This is a genomic window from Arthrobacter sp. BI5 (assembly GCF_056680065.1).
This window is the reverse complement of record NZ_CM155264.1, coordinates 1,144,099-1,168,898: the sequence shown is the minus strand read 5'-3', so window position 1 is coordinate 1,168,898 and position 24,800 is coordinate 1,144,099. Positions and strand designations below refer to the sequence as shown.

At 68.2% G+C, this 24,800-nt stretch carries 23 protein-coding genes; 3 read left to right on the top strand and 20 right to left on the bottom strand.

Features of this window, described 5'->3' with window-relative positions; all coding sequences use genetic code 11:
- Window positions 1–20: 20 nt before the first annotated feature.
- The 20 genes from AC1MED_RS05395 to AC1MED_RS05300 all read right to left on the bottom strand — a co-directional run bounded on the left by AC1MED_RS05395 (window position 21) and on the right by AC1MED_RS05300 (window position 21,723).
- Window positions 21–1,496, bottom strand: coding sequence for a S8 family serine peptidase (locus tag AC1MED_RS05395; protein WP_479785854.1), 1,476 nt, complete (start codon window positions 1,494–1,496; stop codon window positions 21–23).
- 114 nt (window positions 1,497–1,610) lie between these two features.
- Window positions 1,611–2,561: a Ppx/GppA phosphatase family protein gene (locus AC1MED_RS05390; protein WP_479785853.1), complete on the bottom strand. Its 951-nt coding sequence runs from the start codon at window positions 2,559–2,561 to the stop codon at window positions 1,611–1,613.
- A complete protein-coding gene (locus AC1MED_RS05385; protein WP_479786562.1) occupies window positions 2,558–3,241 on the bottom strand; it encodes a DUF501 domain-containing protein in 684 nt (227 codons plus the stop codon). The genes AC1MED_RS05390 and AC1MED_RS05385 overlap by 4 nt, the downstream gene beginning before the upstream one ends.
- A gap of 126 nt (window positions 3,242–3,367) precedes the next feature.
- The gene (locus AC1MED_RS05380) at window positions 3,368–4,138 is read right to left on the bottom strand and encodes an FtsB family cell division protein (RefSeq protein WP_479785852.1); all 771 of its coding nucleotides are present in this window, start codon (window positions 4,136–4,138) and stop codon (window positions 3,368–3,370) included.
- Between the two features lie 110 nt (window positions 4,139–4,248).
- The gene (gene eno / locus AC1MED_RS05375) at window positions 4,249–5,529 is read right to left on the bottom strand and encodes a phosphopyruvate hydratase (protein ID WP_479785851.1); all 1,281 of its coding nucleotides are present in this window, start codon (window positions 5,527–5,529) and stop codon (window positions 4,249–4,251) included.
- Between the two features lie 128 nt (window positions 5,530–5,657).
- Window positions 5,658–6,353, bottom strand: a complete 696-nt coding sequence (locus AC1MED_RS05370) for a MazG nucleotide pyrophosphohydrolase domain-containing protein (protein WP_479786561.1) — start codon at window positions 6,351–6,353, stop codon at window positions 5,658–5,660.
- A 76-nt stretch (window positions 6,354–6,429) separates the two neighbouring features.
- Window positions 6,430–7,611, bottom strand: a complete 1,182-nt coding sequence (locus AC1MED_RS05365; protein ID WP_479785850.1) for an adenosine deaminase — start codon at window positions 7,609–7,611, stop codon at window positions 6,430–6,432.
- 32 nt (window positions 7,612–7,643) lie between these two features.
- Entirely contained in the window at window positions 7,644–8,369 is a 726-nt protein-coding gene (locus AC1MED_RS05360; RefSeq protein ID WP_479785849.1) for a DedA family protein, read from the bottom strand.
- Window positions 8,370–8,560: 191 nt separating this feature from the next.
- The gene (locus AC1MED_RS05355; RefSeq protein ID WP_479785848.1) at window positions 8,561–9,223 is read right to left on the bottom strand and encodes a DedA family protein; all 663 of its coding nucleotides are present in this window, start codon (window positions 9,221–9,223) and stop codon (window positions 8,561–8,563) included.
- A 168-nt stretch (window positions 9,224–9,391) separates the two neighbouring features.
- The gene (locus tag AC1MED_RS05350) at window positions 9,392–10,714 is read right to left on the bottom strand and encodes a thymidine phosphorylase (protein WP_346959461.1); all 1,323 of its coding nucleotides are present in this window, start codon (window positions 10,712–10,714) and stop codon (window positions 9,392–9,394) included.
- On the bottom strand, window positions 10,711–11,061 hold the full coding sequence (locus AC1MED_RS05345; RefSeq protein WP_479786560.1) for a cytidine deaminase: 351 nt from the start codon (window positions 11,059–11,061) through the stop codon (window positions 10,711–10,713). The genes AC1MED_RS05350 and AC1MED_RS05345 overlap by 4 nt, the downstream gene beginning before the upstream one ends.
- Before the next feature lie 95 nt (window positions 11,062–11,156).
- Window positions 11,157–12,497, bottom strand: coding sequence for an ABC transporter permease (locus AC1MED_RS05340; protein WP_479785847.1), 1,341 nt, complete (start codon window positions 12,495–12,497; stop codon window positions 11,157–11,159).
- Entirely contained in the window at window positions 12,494–13,924 is a 1,431-nt protein-coding gene (locus AC1MED_RS05335) for an ABC transporter permease (RefSeq protein ID WP_479785845.1), read from the bottom strand. Before AC1MED_RS05335 ends, AC1MED_RS05340 begins: the two co-directional genes overlap by 4 nt.
- The gene (locus AC1MED_RS05330; protein WP_346959457.1) at window positions 13,917–15,530 is read right to left on the bottom strand and encodes an ABC transporter ATP-binding protein; all 1,614 of its coding nucleotides are present in this window, start codon (window positions 15,528–15,530) and stop codon (window positions 13,917–13,919) included. Before AC1MED_RS05330 ends, AC1MED_RS05335 begins: the two co-directional genes overlap by 8 nt.
- A 170-nt stretch (window positions 15,531–15,700) precedes the next feature.
- Window positions 15,701–16,810 carry a BMP family lipoprotein gene (locus AC1MED_RS05325; protein ID WP_479785844.1) on the bottom strand — a complete coding sequence of 370 codons (1,110 nt, stop codon included), beginning with the start codon at window positions 16,808–16,810 and terminating at the stop codon, window positions 15,701–15,703.
- Window positions 16,811–17,119: 309 nt separating this feature from the next.
- Window positions 17,120–18,145, bottom strand: a complete 1,026-nt coding sequence (locus AC1MED_RS05320) for an NADP-dependent oxidoreductase (RefSeq protein ID WP_479785843.1) — start codon at window positions 18,143–18,145, stop codon at window positions 17,120–17,122.
- Window positions 18,142–18,573 (bottom strand): organic hydroperoxide resistance protein, encoded by a 432-nt coding sequence (locus tag AC1MED_RS05315; protein ID WP_346959455.1) that lies wholly within the window; start codon window positions 18,571–18,573, stop codon window positions 18,142–18,144. Before AC1MED_RS05315 ends, AC1MED_RS05320 begins: the two co-directional genes overlap by 4 nt.
- A gap of 53 nt (window positions 18,574–18,626) precedes the next feature.
- The gene (locus AC1MED_RS05310; RefSeq protein ID WP_479786558.1) at window positions 18,627–19,094 is read right to left on the bottom strand and encodes a MarR family winged helix-turn-helix transcriptional regulator; all 468 of its coding nucleotides are present in this window, start codon (window positions 19,092–19,094) and stop codon (window positions 18,627–18,629) included.
- Window positions 19,095–19,276: 182 nt separating this feature from the next.
- Entirely contained in the window at window positions 19,277–20,476 is a 1,200-nt protein-coding gene (locus tag AC1MED_RS05305) for an amidohydrolase (RefSeq protein ID WP_479785841.1), read from the bottom strand.
- Between the two features lie 89 nt (window positions 20,477–20,565).
- On the bottom strand, window positions 20,566–21,723 hold the full coding sequence (locus AC1MED_RS05300; RefSeq protein WP_479785840.1) for a mannose-1-phosphate guanylyltransferase: 1,158 nt from the start codon (window positions 21,721–21,723) through the stop codon (window positions 20,566–20,568).
- Between the two features lie 350 nt (window positions 21,724–22,073).
- On the opposite strand from AC1MED_RS05300, the gene sdhC reads away from it, so the two are divergent.
- From sdhC to sdhA, 3 genes are all read left to right on the top strand, one after another.
- A complete protein-coding gene (sdhC, locus tag AC1MED_RS05295) occupies window positions 22,074–22,409 on the top strand; it encodes a succinate dehydrogenase, cytochrome b556 subunit (protein ID WP_056740111.1) in 336 nt (111 codons plus the stop codon).
- 3 nt (window positions 22,410–22,412) lie between these two features.
- Window positions 22,413–22,880 carry a succinate dehydrogenase hydrophobic membrane anchor subunit gene (locus AC1MED_RS05290; protein WP_346959452.1) on the top strand — a complete coding sequence of 156 codons (468 nt, stop codon included), beginning with the start codon at window positions 22,413–22,415 and terminating at the stop codon, window positions 22,878–22,880.
- A 119-nt stretch (window positions 22,881–22,999) separates the two neighbouring features.
- Window positions 23,000–24,799, top strand: a complete 1,800-nt coding sequence (gene sdhA / locus AC1MED_RS05285) for a succinate dehydrogenase flavoprotein subunit (protein WP_346959451.1) — start codon at window positions 23,000–23,002, stop codon at window positions 24,797–24,799.
- Window position 24,800: the final 1 nt, after the last annotated feature.

Sequence of the window (24,800 nt, the reverse complement as noted above, 5' to 3'; positions counted from 1 at the left end):
GTAGTTTGTGAAAAACTTCACTAACTCCCCGCGGCCCGGGTTTCCGCGGAATCCGGCGTGCTTGGGGAAGGCCTGCCGGGCGCTGCGTCCGGACCCGTTTCAGGCCCTGCGCCGGGCGCAACCTGAGGCGCTGCACCGGGCGCAACCTCAGGCCCTGCTCCGGGGTCTGCTTCGGAGCCGGAGCCGGGCCCGCGGAGCGCGCGCCGAAGCTGGATGGCGGCCGCCGCGATGATGCAGACGAAGAGCCCGCCGAAGCCGAGCACCACCATGGCCGGGACGGCGCTGTCCGCCGGCGACGGGGCTGCCGCAACCGGCACGGTGGGTTCGGGCAGGGTCGGCGCCGCACTTGGCGGGGCGGGGGCGGCAGGGGCCGCGGAGCTCACCGGGTTGCCGCGCCGGTGGACCCGGATCCAGTCGGAGATCGTACCCAGCGGGTTGGCCTTGGTTTCCGGGACGTCGGCCTTGAGTGCTGCCTCGGCGTTGAGCACGCCAAATCCGTACAGCGGGTCCTTGCCCGGCAGCCCGGCGTCCTTTGCGGTGCTGACAATCCGGTTGATGACCTGGCTGGCGGACATCTCCGGCCACCTTGAGCGGATCAGCGCAGCGACGCCGGCGACGATGGGGGTCGCGCCCGAGGTGCCGGCCCACTCGGCGTAGCCGCCGCCGGGCATGCCGCCCACCAGGTTCTCGGCCGGTGCGGCGACGCCGATGCTGATGCCCTGCGAGGAGGAATCGATGCTGGCAACACCCTTGCGGTTCAAGCCGGCCACGGTCAGCACGCCGGGAATGGTGGCCGGGGCGCCGACCTGGATGTTGCCGCCCACCCGGTTGCCGGCGGCGCAGACAATCACGACGTCTTTCTGTTCGGCGTACAGGAAGGCGGCATCCCAGCTTTGCGGCCACTCCGGCGAGGTGCTGCCGAGGGAGATGTTGATGACCTGGGCGCCGTTGTCGACCGCCCAGCGGACCGCCTCGGGGATCTGGTCCTGGTCGCTCTTTCCCCCGGGGTTGGCCGATCCCAGCCAGGTGGAGACGGAGAGGATCTGGGCCTCGGGGGCCACGCCCACGATCCCGTCCGGGCCGACGCCGGTGGAGGCCGACGGGCTGGGGCTGGCCGTGGACTTTTTGGGCTGGTGGCCGCGGCCGGCAAGCATGGTCGCGACGAGGGTGCCGTGTTCGGGCTTGGCGCCGATGCTCTTGAGGCCGTCGGCGCCCCCGGCGCCGGACACGTCCGTTCCCCCGGACAACACGCCCTTGAGGTCCGGGTGTTTGCCGTCCACGCCGCTGTCAATCACGGCGACCTTGACGTTGGCGCCCTTGGACACTTCCCAGGCTTTCTTGATTCCGGACCCTGCCAGCCAGTATTCCTTGTCCCGCGTGGAGTCCGCGTGGGCCGGCGGGGCCGCCGTCAGGGTGCCGGCGACGCTGCCGCCGGCAAGTGCCAGGGCCATCAACGCCGAGGCGGTCCGGCGGTGCCGGGCTGTTGCTCTGGTCATTCGGGTCCAATCGGCGGTATGTCTGCGGGCGCCGCGGAGTCGGGCGCGGCAGTCGGCGGGGGCTGCCCGGCGCCGGGGCCACCCCTGCTGGGCGGTGCCGGTACGGGCGCGGGGCTAGCTGATGCTCAGGGCAATCCCGTCAAGAATATCGTGTTCGCTGGTGATGGCCGTGGTGATGCGGCCGTCTGTGACGTCCGCCATGCGTTCGAGTACGCGGCGCCAGACGAGGCCGCCGGCCCCGATCACGTCCACCCGGCCGGGATGCATGTAGGGCAGGGCGGCCCGGTCCTCCCGGGTCATGTTCAGCAGCGAGGTGCAGGCATCCCGGGCGGTATCCAGGTCCAGTTCCGTGCCGTGGATGGCCGCGGCCGAGTACTCGGCCAGCTTCAGGGCATGCGCTGTGATGGTGGTAACGGATCCCGCGACGCCGATCACGGCGGTGGCGCGGTCGAGCGGTACGGTCAGCGCGGCATGGCTGATCGCCGCGTCGACGTCGGACTCAGCGGCGGCGATCTGTTCCGCCGTGGGCGGGTCTGCCTGCAGGTGCCGTTCGGTCATCCGGACGCACCCGACGTCGACGGACTTGGCGACGATGACGCCGTCGGCGTCGCCCAGCACGAACTCGGTGCTGCCGCCGCCCAGGTCCACCACCAGCACCGGGTCCTTGCCGCGCGAGGGCAGCACGCTGCTGGCACCGGCGAAGGAGAGCGCGGCCTCCTCGTCACCGCTGATCACCTCGGGTTCGACGCCGAGCAGTTCCCGGACGCCGTCGATGAAGACCTGCCGGTTGCGGGCGTCCCGGGTGGCGGAGGTGGCCACAAAGCGGACCTTCCCGGCGCCGTGGCGGCGGATCAGCTCCGCGTAGTCGGCGGTGGCCTCGAGGGTGCGGTCCAGCGCCTCCTGGGCGAATTCGCCGGTGGCGTCGACGCCCTGCCCGAGCCTGACCACGCGCATCTCACGGACGACGTCGGTCAGCTTCGGTGAGGTGCCGCCGGCGGCGCCGACATCGGCGATGAGCAGGCGGATGGAGTTGGTGCCGCAGTCGATCGCGGCCACGCGCGTCACTGGGCCGCTCCGGTGCCATCGTGGGCGGCGTCAGCCGCGCGGGACTTCCGGACCGGGGCCGGCCGCCCGACGATTTCCGGCAAGCCCTGCGGGCCGTGGCGGCTCAGGTCCCGCGAGGGGGCCTCGCCGCCGGTGTCCCACGCGCCGTCGCAGTAGCAGCGGCCGCGGGTCCACCACGCGCTGATGGCCGCGATCGCCTCGTCACCGAGCGGGTTGACTCCTGGGCCGGCCGCCAGCGCATGCCCCACCAGGACATGCAGGCATTTAACGCGGGTGGGCATGCCGCCGGCGGAGATACCGTCGATCTCGGGGACGGCACCGATGCCGGACCGGGCGCCGATTTCGTCACGGGAGCGCAGGTACGCTTCGTGCGCGGCCCGGTAATCCGCGGCCAGGGCACCGTCGGCTCCGAGCCGTTCGTTCATCTCGTTCATCAGCCCGGCCGCCTCGAGCCTGGACACGGCCGAGGTGATCACCGGGTGGGTCAGGTAGAAGGTGGTAGGGAACGGGGTGCCGTTGCTGAGCCGCGGCGAGGTCGCCGCAACCATCGGGTTGCCGCAGACGCAACGGGCGGGGATTTCGACGACGTCGCGCACCGGACGCCCGAGCTGGCGGCTGAGCACGTCGAGGTCGCGGGCTGACGGCTGGCGGGACTCGGCCGGCACCGGGGCCGGGTCCACGGCGGTCGCGTCGTTGGGGTTCCCTGCTGCCGGGGAATGGTCCACTCGGTTCTGGTCCACTGGCGCGGCACCTTCCTGCCCTGTTGGAATCACCGGGTGGCGGTAATCCGGCGGCGGGCGCCGCTCCTAGTCTGTTGCCGAACGCCGGATGGACTCCCAGAGGGAATCCACCCACGGCAGATTGGCCGGGTCTGTGGCTGCTCCTGCTGCGGCGCCGGCACCGGAGGTCGCGGCAGGCAGATCGCTGCCGTACACCCAGTAGCCGGTTTCGCCGGGCATAACCATGTTAATGCGGTCACGGGCCTGTTGCTTCACGTAGTTCGGGTCCTGCCAGCGCGAGACCTGGCGTTTGAGGTCCGTCTGCTTCGCCTGCTTGGCCGAGATGTCCGCTTCCAGCGCCGCTATTTCGGCGCGTTTTTCGAGGAAGATCCGGACCGTGGGGGCGAGCATGATGGTGATGGCAATCATCACAACGCCGAGGGCCAGCAGCCGGCCGGAGAAGGCCTTGGCCGGAACGGGGTCCAGACCGTCGGACTCCGCGGACTGGCCGGGTTTAGCGACCGCCCCCTTAGAGGGCCCCTTGGCCGGTCCGGCGCTGCCGGCGGACGGCTTCGCCGCGGGCCTGGCGGGGGTGCCGCTGCCGGCGCTTGTCCTGGCCGCCGGGGCCGCCCCCTGGGCCGGGCCGCGCGTCCCGGCGTCCGCCGCTTCGGCAGCAGGCCGCCCGGCGTCGTGGCTGACCGGCCGTCCGGCGTCGTGGTTGGCGGCCGGGCCGGTGCCGTGCCGCGGACCGCCGAAGTCCGCCCGGATGACGTCGCCGCCGGCTTCCCCCCGGCCGGTGGCCGCCGACTTTGGGGCCGCAGCGGCGGCCCGGGGAACCTTGGGACGGCGGGTTGCCATGTCACTCCTTACAACTGGCCAAAAAGAACCGGCCAAAACGAACCGGCCAAAACAGAACCGGTGGCCATGGTCTTTCCACCATAGCCACCGGTTCCTGGTTTTTGCGGGTACTAGCCCTTGAAACGCGGGAACGCGCTGCGTCCGGCGTAGCGTGCGGCGTCGTCGAGTTCCTCTTCGATGCGCAGCAGCTGGTTGTACTTCGCGACGCGCTCCGAGCGTGCCGGGGCGCCGGTCTTGATCTGGCCGGCGTTGGTGGCCACCGCGATGTCAGCAATCGTGGTGTCCTCGGTTTCGCCGGAGCGGTGCGAGGTGATGGTCGTGTAACCCGCGCGCTGGGCGAGGGACACGGCGTCGAGCGTTTCCGTCAGTGAACCGATCTGGTTGACCTTGACCAGCAGCGAGTTGGCGGTCTTGGAGTCAATGCCGGTCTGCAGGCGCTCCGGGTTCGTGACGAACAGGTCATCGCCGACGATCTGGACCTTGTCCCCGATCGAGTCGGTGAGGGTCTTCCAGCCGTCCCAGTCGTTCTCGTCCAGCGGGTCCTCGATAGAGACCAGCGGGTAGTCGGCGACCAGCTCGGCGTAGTAGGCGCTCATCTCGGCGGAGCTGAGGGTCTTGCCCTCGAACTGGTAGGCGCCGTCCTTGAAGAACTCGGAGGAGGCGACGTCCAGGGCCAGGGCGATGTCCTTGCCCGGGGTGTAGCCGGCGTTCTTGATGGCTTCCTGGATCAGGTCCAGGGCGGCCCGGTTGGACGGCAGGTTCGGGGCGAAGCCGCCCTCGTCGCCGAGGCCGGTGGCCAGGCCCTTGGACTGCAGCACCGCCTTGAGCGCGTGGTAGACCTCGACGCCCCAGCGCAGGCCCTCAGAGAAAGTTTCGGCGCCGAGCGGGACAACCATGAATTCCTGGATGTCCACGTCGGAGTCGGCGTGCGAGCCGCCGTTGAGAATGTTCATCAGCGGCACCGGCAGGACGTGCGCGTTGGGGCCGCCCAGGTACTTGTAGAGCGGCAGGTCGGCCGAGGCGGCCGCGGCGTTGGCGACGGCCAGGGAGACACCGAGGATCGCGTTGGCGCCCAGCTTGCCCTTGTTGGCGGTGCCGTCCAGGTCGATCATGGCCTGGTCGATGCTGCGCTGGTCGGTGGCGTCGAAGCCGATCAGGGCGGGGGCGATCTGGTCGATGACCGCGTCAACGGCCTTCTGGACGCCCTTGCCGAGGTAGCGGCCCTTGTCTCCGTCGCGGAGTTCAACGGCCTCGTGTTCGCCGGTGGAGGCGCCGGAGGGAACTGCTGCGCGGCCGATCTGGCCGTCGGAGAGCAGGACTTCAACTTCTACGGTCGGGTTGCCACGGGAATCGAGGATCTCGCGGGCGTGGATGGCATCGATAAGCGCCATGAATATGCTCCTTTGGGTGAAGCGATCTGCTGGGAATCTGACTGCTGGAAATCTAGCGGTGGATCAAGCTGGAAACCGACGTCCTCGTCGCCCCTAGCCTAGTCGAGAGTGGGCTAAGTTACGGAAAGCTATCCAGTCCCCGGACGCGGCGCTGCGGCGCCGGCGCCGCCGGGCCGGGTGTCCTGGAAGCGGCGGTTGGCGCCGCGCAGCGCGCGTTCGGCGTCGAGTCCGTTGCCCCGGGCCGCGGCGACAATGCCGAACAGCAGCTCACCGAGCTCCTCCTCGGTCGCCGGGGCCGGGGTTGCCGGGGCACCGCCGACGGCGGCCGGGGCGGGGGTGCCGACGGCGGTCGCGGGGGGCCCGGTGCCGACGCCGACGGGGGCCGGGGCCGCCTCCGGTCCTGCCGGAAGTCCGGCGCGTTCAGCCCGGTCCAGCAGCTTCTGCGCCCGGGCCAGGGCCGGCAGCGCGGCCGGGACCCCGTCGAAGGCGTGGCCCCGTTCGGGCTTCTCGGCCTGCTTGACGGCGTCCCATTTCAGCACGATCTCCTGCACCGTGGCCGGGAAGGAGTCCTGCAGGGTGCCGTCGGGGCGGAAAACGTGCGGGTTGCGCCGGATCATCTTGTCCCGCAGGCCGCGCGCAACGTCGTCAAAGGTGAAGGCTCCGCGCTCCTCGGCGAGCCGGGCGTGCAGCACCACCTGCAGCAGGACGTCACCGAGTTCAGCCTGCAGTTCGGCGTCGCCGCCGTCGGCCTCGATGGTCTCGGCCACCTCATGGGCCTCCTCGAGGAGGTATTCCACGAGGGATTCGTGGGTGAGTGCACCCATCCAGGGGCAGTGGGCGCGCAGCTCGGCGATGGTCTGCAACAAATCCCCGAGCTGCCCGCCCACTGCGTTGGCGTCCTTAGCCAAGGTCGGCGTAGGCCTCATTGATGTATTCGACCAGGGCTTCCTTCTCCTCCAGCGGCAGGAACGCGGCTTCGGCGGCGTTCAACGTCAGCTCGAGCAGGTCGTCCAGGTCGTAATCGAAGGTCTCCACGAGCAGTTCGAACTCGTCGGTGAGGGTCACACCGCTCATCAGCCGGTTGTCCGTGTTGATCGTGACGTTGAAGCCCAGCTGGTAGAGCATGTCCACCGGGTGGCTGTCGATGCCCTCGCCGAAGCCGGCGATGGCGCCGGTCTGCAGGTTGGAGGAGGGGCAGATTTCCAGCGCGATGCCGCGGTCCCGGACCCAGCTGGCGAGCTCGCCCAGGGTCACGAGGCCGATGTTGTCGTCGACTTCGTCGCTGTCCGAGTCAGCGGCGGCGGTGTCGGCGGCACCGGCCGCGTCCGCATCCTCGAATTCGACGGTGACGTCTTCGGCGATCCGCACGCCGTGGCCCAGGCGCAGGGCCCGGCCGTCAACGAGTGCGGACTGGATGCTCTCCAGCCCGGCGGCCTCGCCGGCGTGGATGGTGGCCGGGAAGTTGTGCTGGGCCAGGTAGGTGAAGGCGTCCTTGAAGCGGGACGGCAGGAAGCCGTCCTCGGCGCCGGCGATGTCGAAGCCGACGGCGCCCTTGTAGCGGTGGCGGACGGCGAGTTCGGCGATTTCCTGGCCGCGGTCGGCGTGGCGCATGGCGGTGATCAGCTGGCCGACCTGGATCTCGCGGCCGGTCTCGGCTACGGCGTCGACGCCGGCATCGAGGCCGGCCTGGACGGCCTCAACGGCGTCGTCCAGGGACAGGCCCTGCTGCAGGTGCTGTTCCGGGGCCCAGCGCACCTCGCCGTAGACGACGCCGTCGTCCGCGAGGTCCTCGACAAATTCCTTGGCTACGCGGAACAGGCCTTCCTTGGTCTGCATGACGGCGATGGTGTGGTCGAACGTTTCGAGGTAGCGGACCAGCGAACCGGAGTCTGCGGATTCGCGGAACCACTCCCCCAGCGCCACCGGGTCTGTGGAGGGCAGCGTGTGGCCGACAGCTTCGGCAAGTTCAATGATGGTGGCCGGACGCAGTCCGCCGTCCAGGTGGTCGTGAAGGGAAACCTTGGGAAGGCCCTTCAGGTCGAATTCGAGGTCAGGGGCAGCGTCAAGAATAGTCTCAGTCACGTTCCAACCATAGGGTCGGACGGCGCCCCGCGCTACTTGCCGGCGGGGCCGGCCTCCGCGGACCGGGCGGTCAGCACGGACTCGGGCCCGGAAACCGCGGCGGGCTCCGCCGCGGACTCCTTCGCCGGCTCGGAGTCCCCCGGCTCGTCGTGCCGGCCGAGGCGCTTGTGCCACCAGCGCAGCAGGTGGTCGACGGCGATGCCGAGGACGATCGCGAAGACGACGGCGATCCCGGCGCTCAGGAGCGGGTTGTGGTGCAGCCAGGGGAAGGAACTGGCGAGGAGGCCGATCCCGATCGAGTAGAGGACCCAGGTGACGCAGGCGAACGCGTCCAGCAGGAAAAACCTGCGGTGCGGGAAGCCCGTGGTGCCCGCGACGTAGTTGACGGCCACCCGGCCCCAAGGGATGTAGCGGGCCGTGAAGATCAGGACGGCGCCGCGCTTTTCCAGTTCATAGCGGGCCCAGGCGAAGACCCGCTGGACCTTGGGTTTGCGCATCCAGCGGAACCGTTCGATGCCGATCTTGCTGCCCAGCAGGTAGGCCATGTTGTCGCCGGCGATGGCGCCGATCAGCGCGGTCAGACCGAGGATCCAGAGGTTGGGCTGGCCGCTGTGCCGGGAGTACGCGGCGAGGGCCACAATCAACGTCTCGCTGGGGACCACCATGGCGAAGCCGTCGACGAAGAAAAACACCAGCAGGAGCGGATAGATCCACCACTGGCCCGCTGCATGGAGCACGGCCTCATTAATGAACTCCACGCGGGCTGTGCTCCTAGAAAACTGATGGGGACGTACCCGGGACGGACAGGACTTGCGGCGAAGCGCACACGGCACAGACGTGACGTGAATCGCACCTAAGTGTCCCACGGGCGGGGCATCTTGCGCTACGCGCACGGCACCATGAATCTGGTGGCGGCGCGGGCGGTTCAGGCGCGGGCGGTCCGCGGGTCTTAGCCGTCCGCCGGCGGCGCGGCCCGGTCCTGGCCCCGGTCCTGGTTCTGCGCAAGCGGCTCCCCCGGGCCCCTGCCGCGCAACCGGCCAAGGACGACGTCGACGGCTATGCCGAGGATGACCGCGCAGATGATCGCGATGGTGGCACCCAGCAGGTGGTTCTCTTCGAACCATTGCCCGAAGAACAGGCCGATGCCCACCGAATAGCCGGCCCACAGCACCGCGGACAGTACCGTCAGGCCAACAAACCGGGAGTGCGGGTAGCCGGTGGCGCCGGCGGTCAGGTTGACGGCCACCCGCCCGATCGGGACGAACCGGGCGACCATGATCAGTGACGCGGGCCGTTTGCGGAGCTCATTGCCGGCCCAGAGGAACGCCCGCTGCGCCCGGTACCCGCGCATCCACGCCCAGCGCCCGGTTCCGGTGGCACGGCCGATCAGGTAGGCGATGTTGTCCCCGGAGAAAGCGCCGGCGGCTGCCACGGCAATCAGCAGGAGCGGGTTGGGCACATCGGCCGAGGCGGCGACGGCGGCCAGGCCCACCACCACCGATTCGCTGGGAACGGGCGGGAAGAAGCCGTCGATCAGGCAGCAGGCAAACACGAGGACCAGGACCCAGGGTTGGCCCGCGGCTGCCAGGATGAAGTCGTTGATTGCCTGCACGGTTTCCTAACGCACGGCGGTGCCCGGTTTCTCCCGGAAATACTGTGGTGCCAGTGTACTGCCCGGCCCCCACGCCCGGCTGCAGTCCGTTGCCCTGCCACTTGTGGCTGCTAAGCAGGCAGTGACAGGGCAACGCGGCAACTCGGCGGCGCCACCGGGGAGGAATCGCTAGGCGATGCGGTCGATGATGAGCTGCTGCGCCGGGCGCGATCCCTCGGGGGCGATCACGGCGGCGTGTTCCAATGCTTCCTTGGCCCGCTCGAACTTCTCCGGGGTGTCCGTCAGCAGGGTCATCAGTGGCTCGCCGGCACGGACCGTGGCGCCCGGCTTGGCGTGCATCCGCACCCCGGCCCCGGCCTGGACCTGGTCCTCCTTGCGGGCACGTCCGGCGCCGAGGCGCCAAGCCGCGACGCCTACAGCCATGGCGTCGAGCTCGACCAGCACGCCGTCGGCCGGCGCGTAGATGGTCTCGGATTCCTTGGCCACCGGGAGTTTGGCGCGCGGGTCGCCGCCCTGGGCCTGGATCATCCGGTTCCAGACGTCCATGGCACGGCCGTCGTTGAGCGCGGCGCGCGGGTCGGCGTCGTGCACGCCGGCGCAGGCAAGCATCTCCTCGGCCAGCCGGACGGTGAGTTCGACGACGTCTTCCGGGCCGCCGCCGGCGAGGACCTCGACGGATTCCTCCACCTCGATCGCGTTGCCGGCGGTGAGGCCCAGCGGCGTGTTCATGTTGGTCAGCAGCGCCACCGTGTTGACCCCGGCGTCCTTGCCCAGGGCCACCATGGTCTCGGCCAGCTCCCGGGCGCGGGCCTCGTCCTTCATGAAGGCGCCGCTGCCCACCTTGACGTCCAGGACCAGCGATCCGGTGCCTTCGGCGATTTTCTTGCTCATGATCGAGGAGGCGATCAGCGGGATGGCTTCCACCGTTCCGGTCACGTCGCGCAGGGCGTAGAGCTTCTTGTCCGCCGGGGCCAGGCCCGCACCGGCAGCGCAGATGACGGCGCCCACGTCCTGCAGCTGCGCCAGCATTTCCTCATTGCTCAGCGCCGCGCGCCAGCCCGGGATGGACTCAAGCTTGTCCAGGGTGCCGCCGGTGTGGCCGAGGCCCCGGCCGGAAAGCTGCGGGACGGCTACGCCGAACACGGCCACCAGCGGGGCCAGCGGCAGCGTGATCTTGTCCCCCACACCGCCGGTGGAGTGCTTGTCCGAGGTGGCCTTCACGCCGCCGTCGGGCCGGCGCAGGCTGGAGAAGTCCATCCGCTCGCCGGAGGCGATCATCGCCGCGGTCCAGCGCGAAATCTCGGCCCGGTCCATCCCGTTGAGCAGGATGGCCATGTTGAGCGCGGCCATCTGCTCATCGGCGATGGCGCCGCGGGTGTAGGCGTCGATCGTCCAGTCGATCTGGGCGGCGCTGAGCACACCTTTGTCCCGCTTGATGCGGATGATGTCGACGGCGTCGAACGCTTCGGTGTTGTGGGTGGTCTGGGTCACCGGGTTTCCTCCAGGTGTTGGGGGCCAAATGCGTCGGGCAGCACCTGGTCCATCGTTTTGATGCCCTGTGTGGTCATGAGTTCCATGTCCGGGGCCCGGAATTCGTAAAGCAACTGCCGGCAGCGTCCGCACGGCATCAGCACGTTGCCGTCCGCGTCGACGCAGTAGAAGGCGCGCAGCAGGCCGCCGCCGGTCATGTGCAGGTTGCCGACCAGCGCGCACTCGGCACACAGCGTGAGGCCGTAGCTGGCGTTTTCGACGTTGCAGCCGCTGACGATCCGGCCGTCCGCGGTGAGGGCCGCAGCCCCCACCGCGAACTTCGAATACGGCGCGTAGGCGTTTTTCATAGCGGTGACGGCGGCGGCTTCCAGCGCTGCCCAGTCGACGCCGGAGGCCGGGGTTGGTGCCTGGGCACTGTGATCGGTGATGTTGTCCGCCACGGTCAGCCCTTCACGTACGGGATGCCGCTGGCCGCCGGCGGCCTGGAGCGTCCGACGAGGCCGGCGACGGCGAGCACCGTCACCAGGTAGGGCAGCATCGCCATGAACTGGCTCGGCACCGGGGTGCCGATGATGGTGACGATGCTCTGCAGGTTGTCCGCGAAGCCGAACAGCAGCGCCGCGAAGAAGGCCCCGATCGGGTTCCAGCGGCCGAAGATCAGTGCGGCCAGGGCGATGAAGCCGCGTCCGCCGGAGATCTCCTTGGTGAAGCTGTCAATCGCGACCAGGGTGAAGAAGGACCCGCCGATGCCGGCGACGGCGCCGCCGAGGGTGACGTTCCAGAACCGGGTCGCGTTGACCTTGATGCCCATGGTGTCGGCGGCCTGCGGGTGCTCGCCAACGGCGCGAACGCGCAGGCCCCACTTGGTCTTGAACAGACCCACCCAGACCACAATCACGGCGATGTACATCAGGTAGCCGATCAGGGACTGCTTGAACAGGATCGGCCCGATCAGCGGGATGTCGCCCAGCACCGGGATGGTGATCGGGTCCAGGTGCGCCGGGGAGTTGAACTTGTCCTTGTCCGCCTGCATGACGGTGCTGAACAGGAAGCCGGTGACGCCGGAAACCAGGACGTTGAGCACCACACCGACGATGATCTGGTTGACCACGTATTTGATGCTGAACAGGGCCAGGATCATGGACACCAGCGCTCCGGCCACCGCCGCGGCGATGAGGCCCAGGAAGGGGTTGTGCGTCAGCGTGGCGATGATCGCGGCCGTGAAGGCGCCACCCAGGAGCTGGCCTTCGATCGCGATGTTCACGACGCCGACGCGTTCGCAGAGCACGCCGGAGAGGGAACCGAACACCAGCGGCACGGCCAGCGTCACGGACCCGGCGATCAGCCCGGCCAGGGAGATGCTGGTGGTCCGGGCCCCGCCGACCACCCAGATCAGGAACGCGGCGACGAACAGCACAATAAAGGCGACCGTGACCCAGCCCGGAACCTTGTGGTCGCGGGTCTTGAGGAATACGGCGTAGCCGGCCAGCGCGAGCATGATCACGGAGAGGACGATGCCGCCCAGGAACGCCGGAATCTCCAGGGCCGGCAGCTGGAAGAAGTCACTGCCGGTGGAAATGCCGAATTTGGCGGTCTGGTGCGGGCCCATGAGGCCGAAGAAGACGAACGCGACCACGGCGAGCACCAGCAGCGTGACCGGGAGTTTCCAGGTCACCGGTTTGGCGGTCACGGCCGTCTTGTGGTGCTTCGGCGACGGGGATCCCCCTTCGAGGGGTGCAGGCTGCGGCTTTCCCGGCTGGGGCGACGTTGCTGTTGTGCTCATGCTGCTACTCCGGTGGTTGCTGCCGTTTCGGATTTGGCGGCCTTGGCGGCCTTCTTCTTGCGCGGGTTCAGGCCAAACACCGCGCGGACCAGCGGCGGGGCGGCGATGAAGAGCACGATCAGGGACTGGACCACCAGCACGATGTCGATCGGGGTGCCGGTCTGGATCTGCATCTGGACGGCGCCGGCGCGGAAGGCGCCGAACAGCAGGCCGGCCGCGAAGGTGCCCCACGGCGTCGAACGTCCCAGCAGCGCAACAGTGATGGCGTCAAAGCCGTAGGTGGCCGCGACGCCGTCGGTGAGGACCTTTTCGGTGCCGGCCACCTGGGCGACGCCGGACATGCCGGCCAGGGCGCCCGCGATCGCCATCACCAGGATGGTGGCGCGCGGCACGTTGATGCCGGCGGTCAGCGCGGCTTTCGGGTTGGCGCCGACGGCGCGGAATTCGAAACCGATCGTGGAGCGGTTCAGCACCCACCAGACGAAGACGGTCGCGGCGATGGCCAGGATGAAGCCCAGGTGCAGCCGGTACTGGGTGCCCAGGATCTGCGGATAAACGGCGCTGGGATCCAGGATCGGGGAAATCGGGTTGGTTTCGCCCGGCCGCTGGAACGCGGGGGTGTTGAGCAGGTACCGCAGGAAGTACAGCGCGATGTAGTTGAACATGATCGTCAGGATCACCTCGTGCGCGCCGGTGCGGGCCTTGAGGAAGCCGACCAGGCCGGCCCAGAGGGCGCCGCCGAGGATGCCGGCCACGAGGACCAGCAGCAGGTGCAGGCCCATCGGCAGGTGGAGCGCGAAGCCGACCCAGGACGCGAGGATGCCGGCCATGATGATCTGGCCCTGCGCGCCGATGTTGAAGAGGCCGGCGCGGAACGCCAGCGCGACGCCGAGGCCTGCGGTGATCAGCGGGGTGGCGATCGTGAGGGTTTCCATCAGCGGGGCGAACTGCCCCGCTGCCCCGCTGCCGCGCGGGTTGAACACGGAGCCCTGGAAGAGCGCCACGTAGGAGCGCGTGGCGGCGGACCAGACGGCGGAGAAGAAGTCGCTGGGCCGGGCGAACAGGTAGCCGGCGGTGGCGCTGACGTTCTTGTCCGTGCTGGCGATCAGCAGGCCGCCGAGGATCAGCGCGAGCAGCACGGCGAGCACGGAGACCATGCCGCTGCCGGTGAAGATCTTCCGCAGGAGGGAGTCGGGGCCGCCGGGGACGGTGCCGCTTTGGCCCGAGACCGGGACGGCGGAGGGACGCATCGCGCCGCCGGCGGTGTCCAGCGAGGTCGCGGTGGCGGCATCCGTGACGTCGGAGGTTGCCGGGGCCGGGGTTTCCGGGGTTTCGGGCGCCGGGGACGCCGCTTCGGCGTCGGGGGTTTCCGGGGTTTTCAACGGGTCCGGCTCAGCCGCGTGGCGGGGGTGGTTGGTATCAGTCATGGTGCTCTCCTACGGCGCCGGAGCGGGACTCCTGCGCGGGCTGGGCGGCGGGCGCCGGGGCGGCGGCCGCGGCCGCCGGGGTCTTGGTGGTGTCGGCGTGGGCCTCGTCGGGCGACAGGCCGGCCATCATGAGGCCCAGGACGTCGCGTCCGGTGCCGGCGGGCACAATGCCCACCAGCCGGCCCTTGTAAAGCACGGCGATCCGGTCCGCCAACTCGATGACTTCGTCGAGTTCGGTGGAGATGATCATGACGGGTGTGCCGTGGTCGCGCTCGGCCACGATCCGTTTGTGCAGGAACTCGATGGAGCCGACGTCGACGCCGCGGGTCGGCTGGGAGGCGATGAAGAGGCGCAGCGGACGCGACAGCTCGCGCGCCATGACCACCTTCTGCTGGTTGCCGCCGGACAGGGTGCCCGCGGCGAGCGAGCCGGACGGGGTGCGCACGTCAAACTCGTCGATCCTGGTCTTCGCGTTTTCCAGCACCTTGGCCGGGCTCATGCTGATGCCCTTGGCGAACGGTTCCTGGTCGTAGCGGTCCAGGATCAGGTTCTCGGCGATCGAGAACGTCCCGATCAACCCGTCCACCGAGCGGTCTTCGGGCACGAAGCCGACTCCGGCCTTGAGCACGTCCTTGACGCTGCGGCCCAGGAGTTCCTCGCCGTCGAGCAGGATGGAGCCGTGGACCCGGTCCTGCAGGCCGAGGATGGCCTCGGTCAGCTCGGTCTGGCCGTTGCCCTGGACACCGGCGACGGCGAGGATCTCGCCGCGGGCGATGTCGAAGCTGATGCCGTCCACAACGTGCTGGCCGCTGGGCGCGATCACGGTGAGGTCCTTGACCTGGAACGTCGTTTCCTGCGGCGTGGCCGGGGCCTTGTCCAGGGTCAGGTTGACGGCGCGGCCCACCATCATCGAGGCGAGTTCCGTCGTCGAGGCCGCGGGGCTGGCCGTGCCGACGACCTTGCCGCGCCGGATCACGGTGATGGTGTCCGAGACGGCCTTGACCTCGCGGAGCTTGTGCGAGATGAACACGATCGAGGTGCCGTGGCTCTTGAGCTGGCGCATGATGTCCAGCAGCTCGTCGGTGTCCTGCGGGGTGAGCACGGCGGTGGGCTCGTCCAGGATGAGCACCTTGGCGTCGCGGACCAGGGCCTTGATGATTTCCACGCGCTGCTGGACGCCGACCGGCAGGTCCTCGATAAGGGCGTCGGGGTCGACGTCGAAGCCGTACCGGTCGGAGATCTCCTGGATCTTCCGGCGGGTGTCGTCGAGATTGAGGAAGCCGCCCGCTTTGGTGGTTTCCGCCCCCAGGGCCACGTTCTCGGCGACCGTGAACACCGGGACCAGCATGAAGTGCTGGTGCACCATGCCGATGCCCGCGGCCATCGCGTCCCCGGGTCCGCGGAAGCTGACGGGTTTGTCGTCGATGAGGATTTCGCCTTCGGTGGGTTCGTAGAGCCCGTAGAGGACGTTCATCAGCGTCGACTTGCCGGCGCCGTTCTCGCCGAGCAGACAGTGGATCTGCCCGGGTTCAACCACCACGTCAATGTGGTCGTTGGCTACCAGGGAGCCGAAGCGTTTGGTGATCCCCTTGAGTTCAAGTTTCAAAACTCTGACCAATCTCGAAGTATGTCCGGGTCACGGCCCGGATGCCGGTGATGGGGCTGCAGAACCAGCCTAGTGCCTGCGGGTGCGGCCCGGGCGGGGCCGCCGCAACGAAAAGCGCCACAGCCCGTGCGGTCTGGGACCGTCCGGGCCGTGGCGCTTAGCGGCGGAAGTTAGGCCTTCGGGCTGGCTGCGGACTCAACCTTCAGCTTGCCGTCGGCGATGTCCTTCTTGATCTGGTCCAGCTCGGACTTCAGTTCGGCCGGGACCTGGGAATCCAGGTCGTGGAACGGAGCCAGCTGGACGCCGTCGTTCGCGAGGGTGCCGACGTACGGCGCGTTGGTGAACTTGCCGTCCTTGTCTTCCTTCACAACGGTCTCAACGGCCTCGCCCATCTGCTTCATGACGGAGGAGAGCATGATGTCCTTGTAATCCGGGGCGGTCAGGAAGCCGTCGGAGTCAACCCAGATGAGCTTGACGTCCTTGCCGGCGGCCTTCGCTTCCTTCAGCGCGGCGCCTGCACCCTTGCCGACCGGACCGGCGACGGGCATAACGATGTCCGCGCCCTGGTCCAGGAAGTTCTGGGTGAACTGCTTGCCCTTGTCCTGCTTCTCGAAGTCACCGGTGAAGGAGCCGTCCTGCTTGGCCTTGTCCCAGCCAAGAACCTTGACGTTCTTGCCCTTCTTCTCGTTGTAGTACTTCACGCCGTCGGCGTAGCCGTCCATGAAGATGGTGACGGTGGGGATCTTGATGCCGCCGAAGGTCGCGACCGTGCCGGTCTTGGTGGTGCCGGCTGCGAGGTAACCGGCCAGGAAGGCGGCCTGGGCCGTGTCGTAGATGATCGGCTTGACGTTGGCGATCGGCTTGTCGTAGCCGAAGTCGATGATCGCGAAGTGCTTGTCCGGGTTCGCGGTGGCCTGCGCCTTGGTGGCGTCGCCGAGCAGGAAGCCGACCGTGACGGTCAGGTCGCAGCCGGCGGTGACCATGGCGCGCAGGTTCGGCTCGAAGTCGTTGTTGGTCTTCGATTCGACCTGGTTGACCTTGATGCCCAGGTCCTTTTCGGCCTTCTTCAGGCCCTCGTAGGAGGACTGGTTGAACGACTGATCGTCGAATCCACCGGAGTCGGACACGATGCAGCCCGTGTAGTTGGTGGCGCTGGCGCTGGCGCTGCTGCTGGCGGTCGGGGCAGCCCCGCAACCGGTGAGCAGCAGGGCGGCCGCACCTGCGGTGGCGACGCCGGCCATTGAACCGCGCTTGAAGTTTGCGCGCAGTGAGTTCTTCAAAGTTCCTCCAGGAAGAAAAAGAGATAGGCGCTACGACGGAAGTTCAATGAGTGTCTGCTTCCGGTTTTCCCCCGAAACACTGTTGTCACTGACGGATTCGCAGCACTGCGCCGAGGCGCACTGATGGAAGCTACTTTAGTGTCATGGAACACGTCTAGTAACACACTTCACAGCCGTTTCCCGGATTGTTGAGAACTTGTTACCAACCGGTACCCCCTCCCCTGCGCGAACGTACACTTGAGGCCCCGAAATCCGAAGAAATCGGGGCCCCAAGTGTACGTTCACGCCCTGCTGATCAGGGCGGGAGGGTCAGATGCGGACCAGCATCTTTCCGGTGTTGGCCCCGTCCAGCAGGTCCATAAAGGCCTGCGGCGCATTTTCCAGGCCGTCCACGATGGTTTCGTCGTAGCGGACGGTGCCGTCAGCCAGCCACCCGGACAGCTTCTCGACGAACTCCCCCATGTACTGCCAGTAACCGCCGACCAGGAATCCCTTGAGGGTCAACTGCTTGCCGATCGCCAGCATGAGGTTCCGCGGCGCCGGCGTCGGCTCGGTGGAGTTGTATTGCGCGATGGCACCGCACATTGCCACCCGGCCGCCGACGTTGAGCACCGACAGCGCAGCCTCGAGGTGCTCGCCGCCGACGTTGTCGAAGTAGACGTCGATGCCCTTCTCTCCGGCTGCCTCCTTCAGGAGGTCGCGGACCGGACCATCGTGGTAGTTGAACGCGGCGTCGAAGCCCAGTTCCAGCAGCCGGGCCACCTTCTCCGGAGTGCCGGCACTGCCGATCACGCGGGAGGCGCCCATGGCTTTGGCGATCTGTCCCACCAAGGAGCCGACGGCGCCGGCTGCTCCGGAAACGAAGACGGCCTCGCCGGGCTTGAATTCGGCGACCTTGAGCAGACCCGCGTAGGCGGTCAGTCCGGTCATGCCCAGTGCGCCGAGGAACGCCGACGCCGGGGCCAGATCGGTGCGGGCCGGCGACGTCGCGCCGGCGTCCAGCACCGCGTATTCGCGCCAGCCCATGCTGTGCACGACGGTTTCCCCCACGGCGCGGTCGGCCGAGCGGGAGGCGATCACCTCACCGACGGCGCCACCCTCCATGGCCGCGTCCAGCGCGAACGGGGCCGAGTAGGACTTCACGTCGTTCATCCGGCCGCGCATGTACGGGTCCACCGAGATGAACAGGTTGCGGACGAGGACCTGGCCGTCCTGCAGCTCCGGCAGGGCCGATTCGGCGAGGCGGAAGTTGTCCGGCACGGGCCTGCCGTGCGGGCGGGACGCCAGCTGGATCTCGCGGGTGACGGTGGGGAGGGTGGTGGTTTCGGTGCTCATGCGGCGACCTCCAGGATCTTGATGTCTACGGTGATGTTGCCACGGGTGGCATTGGAGTACGGGCAAATCTGGTGGGCCTTGGCCACAAGCGACTCGGCGGTCTGCCGGTCCACGGCGGGCAAGGCAATTTCGAGTTCGGCGGCGAGGCCGTAGCCGGATCCTTCCGCCAGCGCACCAAAGTGGATCTTGGCGGCGACGGCGGAATCCGTCAGGTCGGCCTTTTGCTGGCGTCCCACCAGCCGCAGCGCCGAGTGGAAGCACGCCGCGTAGCCGGCGGCGAACAGCTGCTCCGGGTTGGTCCCTTCGCCGCTGCCGCCCAATTCCACCGGGCTGGCCAGGGTGACGCTGAGTTTGCCGTCGGACGTCTGCGCGTTGCCGTCGCGCCCTTCGCCGGAGGCCAGCGCCTCGGCCGTATAGAGAGTCTTCATTTCGGTTCCGATCTGTTGGGAAGTCAGGGAGGTTTTTAGGGAGCGGGCGGCGCTCAGCGGCCGGCCTGGAGTGCGTCGGTGAGCCGGCCCAGGGTTTCGCGGAGCCGGTCGAGTTCCGCGGTGGAGAGGCCGGCGGCTTCGGCGAGCCGCTGCGGGATGCCGGTGGCGCGGGCGCTCAGGGCGGCGCCGTCCTCGGTGAGAAATACCTCCACGCGCCGCTCATCCGCGGCAGACCGCCGTCGTTCCACTAGTCCCAGGGTCTCAAGCCGCTTCAGCAGCGGCGAGAGCGTCCCGGAGTCCAGGCCGAGCTCCTCGCCTAGTTCGCGGACGCTGCGGGGCTGGTTTTCCCAGAGCACCATCATCACGAGGTATTGCGGGTACGTCAGTCCAAGTTCGTCCAGCATGGGCCGGTATGCGGCGGTGGCGGCCCGGGAGGCCGAATACATGGCGAAGCACACCTGCCGGTCAAGGCGGGGCGCATCAAGCGCGGGTGCATCGAGGGGAATGTTTTTAGCCACCATCAAACCGTAACGCACAATTCAATTGTGCACAACTCAATCCCGTCTGGCTGAAGGCCGAACGTACACTTGAGGCCCCAAAATCGCTGATTTCAGGGCCTCAAGTGTACGTTCGCGCGGGGTCAGCGGGCCCCAAGTGTACGTTCGCGCGGGGGGCGCTGGGGGCTGGGGGTGAGCGGGTGGGGTTAGAGGTCGCGGAGGGTGCGGAGGGCCGCGGCCGTGAGCACCTGGATGCCGAGACCCAGGGCCCGTTCATCCAGGATGTAGTCGCCGCGGTGCAGGTCGTACTCCTCGCCGCCGGGGGTCTTGGTGCCGAGCCGCATCATGGCGCCGGGCAGGTCCGCCAGGAACCAGGCGAAGTCCTCGCCGCCCATGGACTGCGGTGTCAGCACCACGGAGCTTTCGCCGATTTCGGCGCGGGCCGCGGCCTCGATCAGTGCTGTCTCGTGTTCGGAGTTCACCACCGGCGGCACACCGCGGGTGTGTTCCAGGTGCACGTCGACGCCGTAGGGCGCGGCGATCTGCTGGACCACCTCGTCGAGGATCTCCCCCGCGCTGTGCCAGGCGTCGCGGTCCAGGCAGCGCATGGTGCCGGCCATGTAGCCGCTCGCGGGAATGGCGTTCGGCGCCGAGCCGGCCGAGATGTGCCCCCACACCACGGACACACCGCTGCGCACGTCCACGCGGCGGGACAGCACGGCCGGGACGTTGATGGCGATCTGCGCGAGGGCGAAGACGAGCTCCTCGGTCAGGTGCGGGCGCGAGGTGTGGCCGCCGCGGCCGGTCAGTTCAATCTTGATGGTGTCCGACGCCGAGGTGATTGCGCCGATCCGGGTGCCGATCTTGCCGACCTCGATCCGGGGGTCGCAGTGCAGCGCCAGGATCCGCGGCACCCCCTCCAGCACGCCCTGTTCAATGCAGGCATGGGCGCCGCCGGGCATGGTCTCCTCGGCCGGCTGGAAGATGATCCGCACCGTGCCGCCCAGCGGCGAGGACTCGTGCATCCGCTGCAGGATCAGGGCGATGCCCAGCATGGTGGTGGTGTGGACATCGTGGCCGCAGGCGTGCGTGACACCGTGGTTTTTGGAGGCGAACGGCAGCCCGGTTTCCTCAATGATGGGCAAGGCATCGATGTCGCCGCGCAGCGCTGTGGCGATCGGCCCCTCGCCGACGTCGACAGTGAGCCCGGTTCCCTCGAGCCGGCGCGGCGCCAGGCCGGCGGCTTCGAGGCGCTGGGCCAGCTTGTCCGTGGTGCGGAACTCCTTAAAGGACAGTTCCGGGTGCGCGTGCAGGTCGCGGCGGAAGGCGATCAGCTCCGGCAGGAGTGGCTCCAGCCACGGCCCTACAAGGGTGGTTGGCTCGGCTTCAGTAGTGTAATTGCGCACACAATTACTCTAGCGAGCGTCGGAAAAATAGCGGCATCGCAGTCGGAGGATTACGCCGGCCAGGCCAGGGCAGCGCCGAGGGCAGCGGCCTAGAGCACGTCCGTGTCGCCGCTGGCCTTGAGCGCGTCCACCGCGGCCTTGACCCGCTGGGAGTGCGCCTTCGTGGTCACCAGCAGCGCATCCGGGGTGTCCACGATCACCACGTCCTTGATGCCGATCAGGGCGATCACCCGTTTGGTGTCGGTGACCACCACGCCGCTGGCGTTTTCGGTGAACACGCGGGCGCCCTCGCCGATCACGGTGACGTCGTCGACTTCCTTGGCGCTGTTGAGCCGGCCCACGGAGGCGAAGTCTCCGACGTCGTCCCAGCGGAAAGTGCCGGGCACGACGGCGACGTCCCCGGCCGCCGCGGCGGGCTCGGCCACCGCGTAGTCGATGGCGATCTTGGGCAGGGTCGGCCACACGCGGGCGGTGACCTCGTCGCGCAGCGGGGTGTCCCAGGCCTTGGCGATCTCCTGCAGGCCGGCGAAGAGCTCCGGCTGGTTGGCTTCGAGGTGCTTGAGCATCAGCGAGACCGGGGCGACGAACATGCCGGCATTCCAGACGTACTCGCCGCTGTCCACATACTGCTGGGCGACTTCCTCGCTGGGCTTTTCAACGAATTCGACGACGGTGTGGGCGCTGGGGGCCCCGGGCACGCTCAGCTTGTCGCCGGCCCGGATGTAGCCGAAGCCGGTGGACGGGTGCGTGGGCTTGATGCCGATGGTGACGATCTTCCCGGCGGCCGCGGTGTAGATGGCTTCGCGGACGGCGTCCTGGAACAGCGAGTCGGGGCTGATGACCTGGTCCGCGGCGAAGGAACCCATGATGGTTTCCGGATCGCGCTCGTGCAGGATGGCGGCGGCGAGGCCGATGGCCGCGCCCGAATCCTTCGGCTCGCTCTCCAGCACGAGGTCCGATTCGTCCACCTCGGGCAGCTGGCGGCACACGGCCTCGCGGTGCGCAGTTCCGGTGACGACCAGCACGTTGCTGCCGGCGAGGGGTTCCAGCCGGTCGTACGTGGCGCGCAGCAGGGTGCTGCCGGACCCGGTGAGGTCGTGCAGGAACTTCGGGGCCGCGGCCCGGGAGAGCGGCCAGAGCCGGGTCCCCACACCGCCTGCCGGAATCACCGCGATGAAGCGCCTCAGCGGGGAGTCCGCCGCAGCGCCCTCGGGTGAAACGTGGCTGTCCATATTGTCTGTAGTCATCACGGGCTACTTTAGCCGAACCCCGCCCGTTGGCCCCGGGGCACGCACGCGGCGCGGGAAGAACCGCAGCGCACGCTGCGCCCACCGCACCTGCCTACGGAACCCTCCGCGGGCTCGGCAAATGTGGCGTTCGTCTCAAAACCCGTCAAAAACCGCGCCCGGCGCCGTCACCATCGATCCGCTGAATTGAATAAGCTGACAGCGAAGCCTAGATTTAGGCTTGAGCTTACGAGTGCTCTCGCAGCAGGCGTTCCCCCCGCGTGGATCCCATGCCAGCGCCGCTGTGTTGCAGGGAGGTTTATTCAGTGCCGACAAAACCAGCTGGCACCTTGTACCGCGGCCGTGAAGGCATGTGGTCCTGGGTTGGACACCGCGTTACCGGTGTAGTGATCTTTTTCTTCTTGTTGGTCCACGTGCTGGACACCTCATTGGTGCGTGTGTCCCCCGAGGCCTACACCGCCGTGATCGGTGCCTACAAGAACCCCCTTATGGCCCTGGGTGAAACGGGCCTCGTCGCAGCGATCGTGTTCCACGCCTTCAACGGCCTGCGGATCATCGCCGTCGACTTCTGGAAGAAGGGCGCGAAGTACCAGCGCCAGATGCTGTGGACGGTCCTGGCCCTCTGGGTCGTCGTCATGGTCGGCTTCTCCATCCGCCACCTGTCCCTCGCCCTCGGAGGTCACTAAGCCATGAGTGCAACGCAGATCCAGAGCCCCCGCAGCGGCAAGATCGCTCCGCAGTACCGCCGCAGCGGCTCCTCCAAGGGCAACTTCGAAATGCTGGCATGGCTCTTCATGCGGCTTTCCGGCGTCGTCCTTGTGGTCCTCATCTTCGGCCACCTGACCGTCAACCTGCTGGTGGGCGAAGGCATCCACGCGATCGACTTCGGCTTCGTCGCCGGCAAGTGGGCCGACCCGTTCTGGCAGGTCTGGGACCTGGCCATGCTGTGGCTCGCCATGCTGCACGGCACCAACGGCGTGCGCACCATCATCAACGACTACGCCGAAAAGGACGCGACGCGCCTCTGGCTGAAGATCGTGCTCTACGCGGCCGCCGCGGCCATCATCATCCTCGGCACCCTGGTGATCTTCACCTTCAACCCGTGCCCCGTGGTCGACGGCGTGCAGCTGCCCGGCGGGTTCTGCCCCGCCCCGTAGCGGCCCGGCCCCCGGGCGTTGATCCCTGCCTGCCCGCGCGGGCCTAGGATCGCAAGACTTCACTGCGCAGGCTCCGCCGGCGGTGTTTACAGCGAATTTTGAGAGAAAGAGCATCTGGTATGCAGGTCCATAAGTACGACGTCGTCATTGTCGGTGCCGGTGGCGCTGGCATGCGCGCCGCGATCGAATCCGGTCAGCGCGCGCGAACAGCAGTACTGACCAAGCTTTACCCCACGCGCTCCCACACCGGCGCGGCGCAGGGCGGCATGTGTGCAGCCCTGGCCAACGTCGAGGAAGACAACTGGGAGTGGCACACCTTCGACACCATCAAGGGCGGCGACTACCTGGTGGACCAGGACGCCGCCGAGGTCATGGCGAAGGAAGCAATCGACGCCGTCCTGGACCTTGAGAAGATGGGCCTGCCGTTCAACCGGACGCCCGAGGGCCGGATCGACCAGCGCCGCTTCGGCGGCCACACCCGCGACCACGGCAAGGCCCCGGTCCGCCGTGCCTGCTACGCCGCTGACCGCACCGGCCACATGATCCTGCAGACCCTGTACCAAAACTGCGTCAAGCACAACGTCGAGTTCTACAACGAGTACTACGTCCTGGACCTGCTGACCGTCGAGGAAGACGCGGTCCGCGAGGACGGCACGCCGTACAAGCAGAAGCGCGTCGCCGGCGTCGTCTCCTACGACCTCGCCTCCGGCGAACTGCACGTCTTCCAGGCCAAGTCCGTGGTGTTCGCCTCGGGCGGCGCCGGCAAGGTCTTCAAGACCACCTCCAACGCCCACACCCTGACCGGTGACGGCATGGGCATCGCGTTCCGCCGCGGCATCCCGCTGGAGGACATGGAGTTCTTCCAGTTCCACCCGACCGGCCTGGCCGGCCTGGGCATCCTGCTCTCCGAGGCCGCCCGCGGCGAGGGCGCGATCCTGCGCAACTCCGAGGGTGAGCGCTTCATGGAGCGCTACGCCCCCACCATCAAGGACCTCGCCCCGCGCGACATCGTGGCCCGGTCCATGGCCAACGAAGTCCGGGAAGGCCGCGGCTGCGGCCCGAACAAGGACTACGTGCTGCTGGACCTGACCCACCTGGAGCCGGCGCACATCGACGCCAAACTGCCGGACATCACCGAGTTCGCCCGCACCTACCTGGGTGTGGAGCCGTACACGGAGCCGGTTCCGGTCTTCCCGACGGCGCACTACGCCATGGGCGGCATCCCCACCAACATCAGCGCCGAGGTCCTGCAGGACAACGACACCGTTGTCCCGGGCCTCTACGCCGCCGGTGAGGTGGCCTGCGTTTCGGTGCACGGTTCCAACCGCCTGGGCACCAACTCGCTGCTGGATATCAACGTCTTCGGCAAGCGTGCCGGCATCGCCGCCGCGGAATACGCCAAGACCGCCGACTTCGTGGAACTGCCCGCAGATCCCGAGGCGTACACGCTGAACCTGCTGGAGCACGTCCGCACCGCTGACGGCACCGAGAAGGTGGCCCAGATCCGCAAGGAACTGCAGGACACCATGGATGCCAACATGCAGGTGTTCCGCACCGCCGAGACGCTGAACCAGGTCCTGAAGGACATCGCGTCCTTCGAGGAGCGGTACCAGCGGATCAGCGTCCAGGACAAGGGCAAGCGCTTCAACCTGGACCTGCTCGAGGCCGTGGAGCTGGGCTTCCTGCTGGAGCTCGCCAAGGTCATGACCGTGGCGGCCCTGCACCGCGAGGAATCCCGCGGCGGACACTTCCGCGAGGACTTCCCCGAACGCGACGACGAAAATTTCATGAAGCACTCCATGGCGTACAAGGATGACCACGCCCCGGCGGACGGATCCGCCGAGGCGATTGCCGGCATCCGGCTTGCCACCAAACCGGTGGTCTTTACGCGCTACGAGCCGATGGTGAGGAAGTACTAAG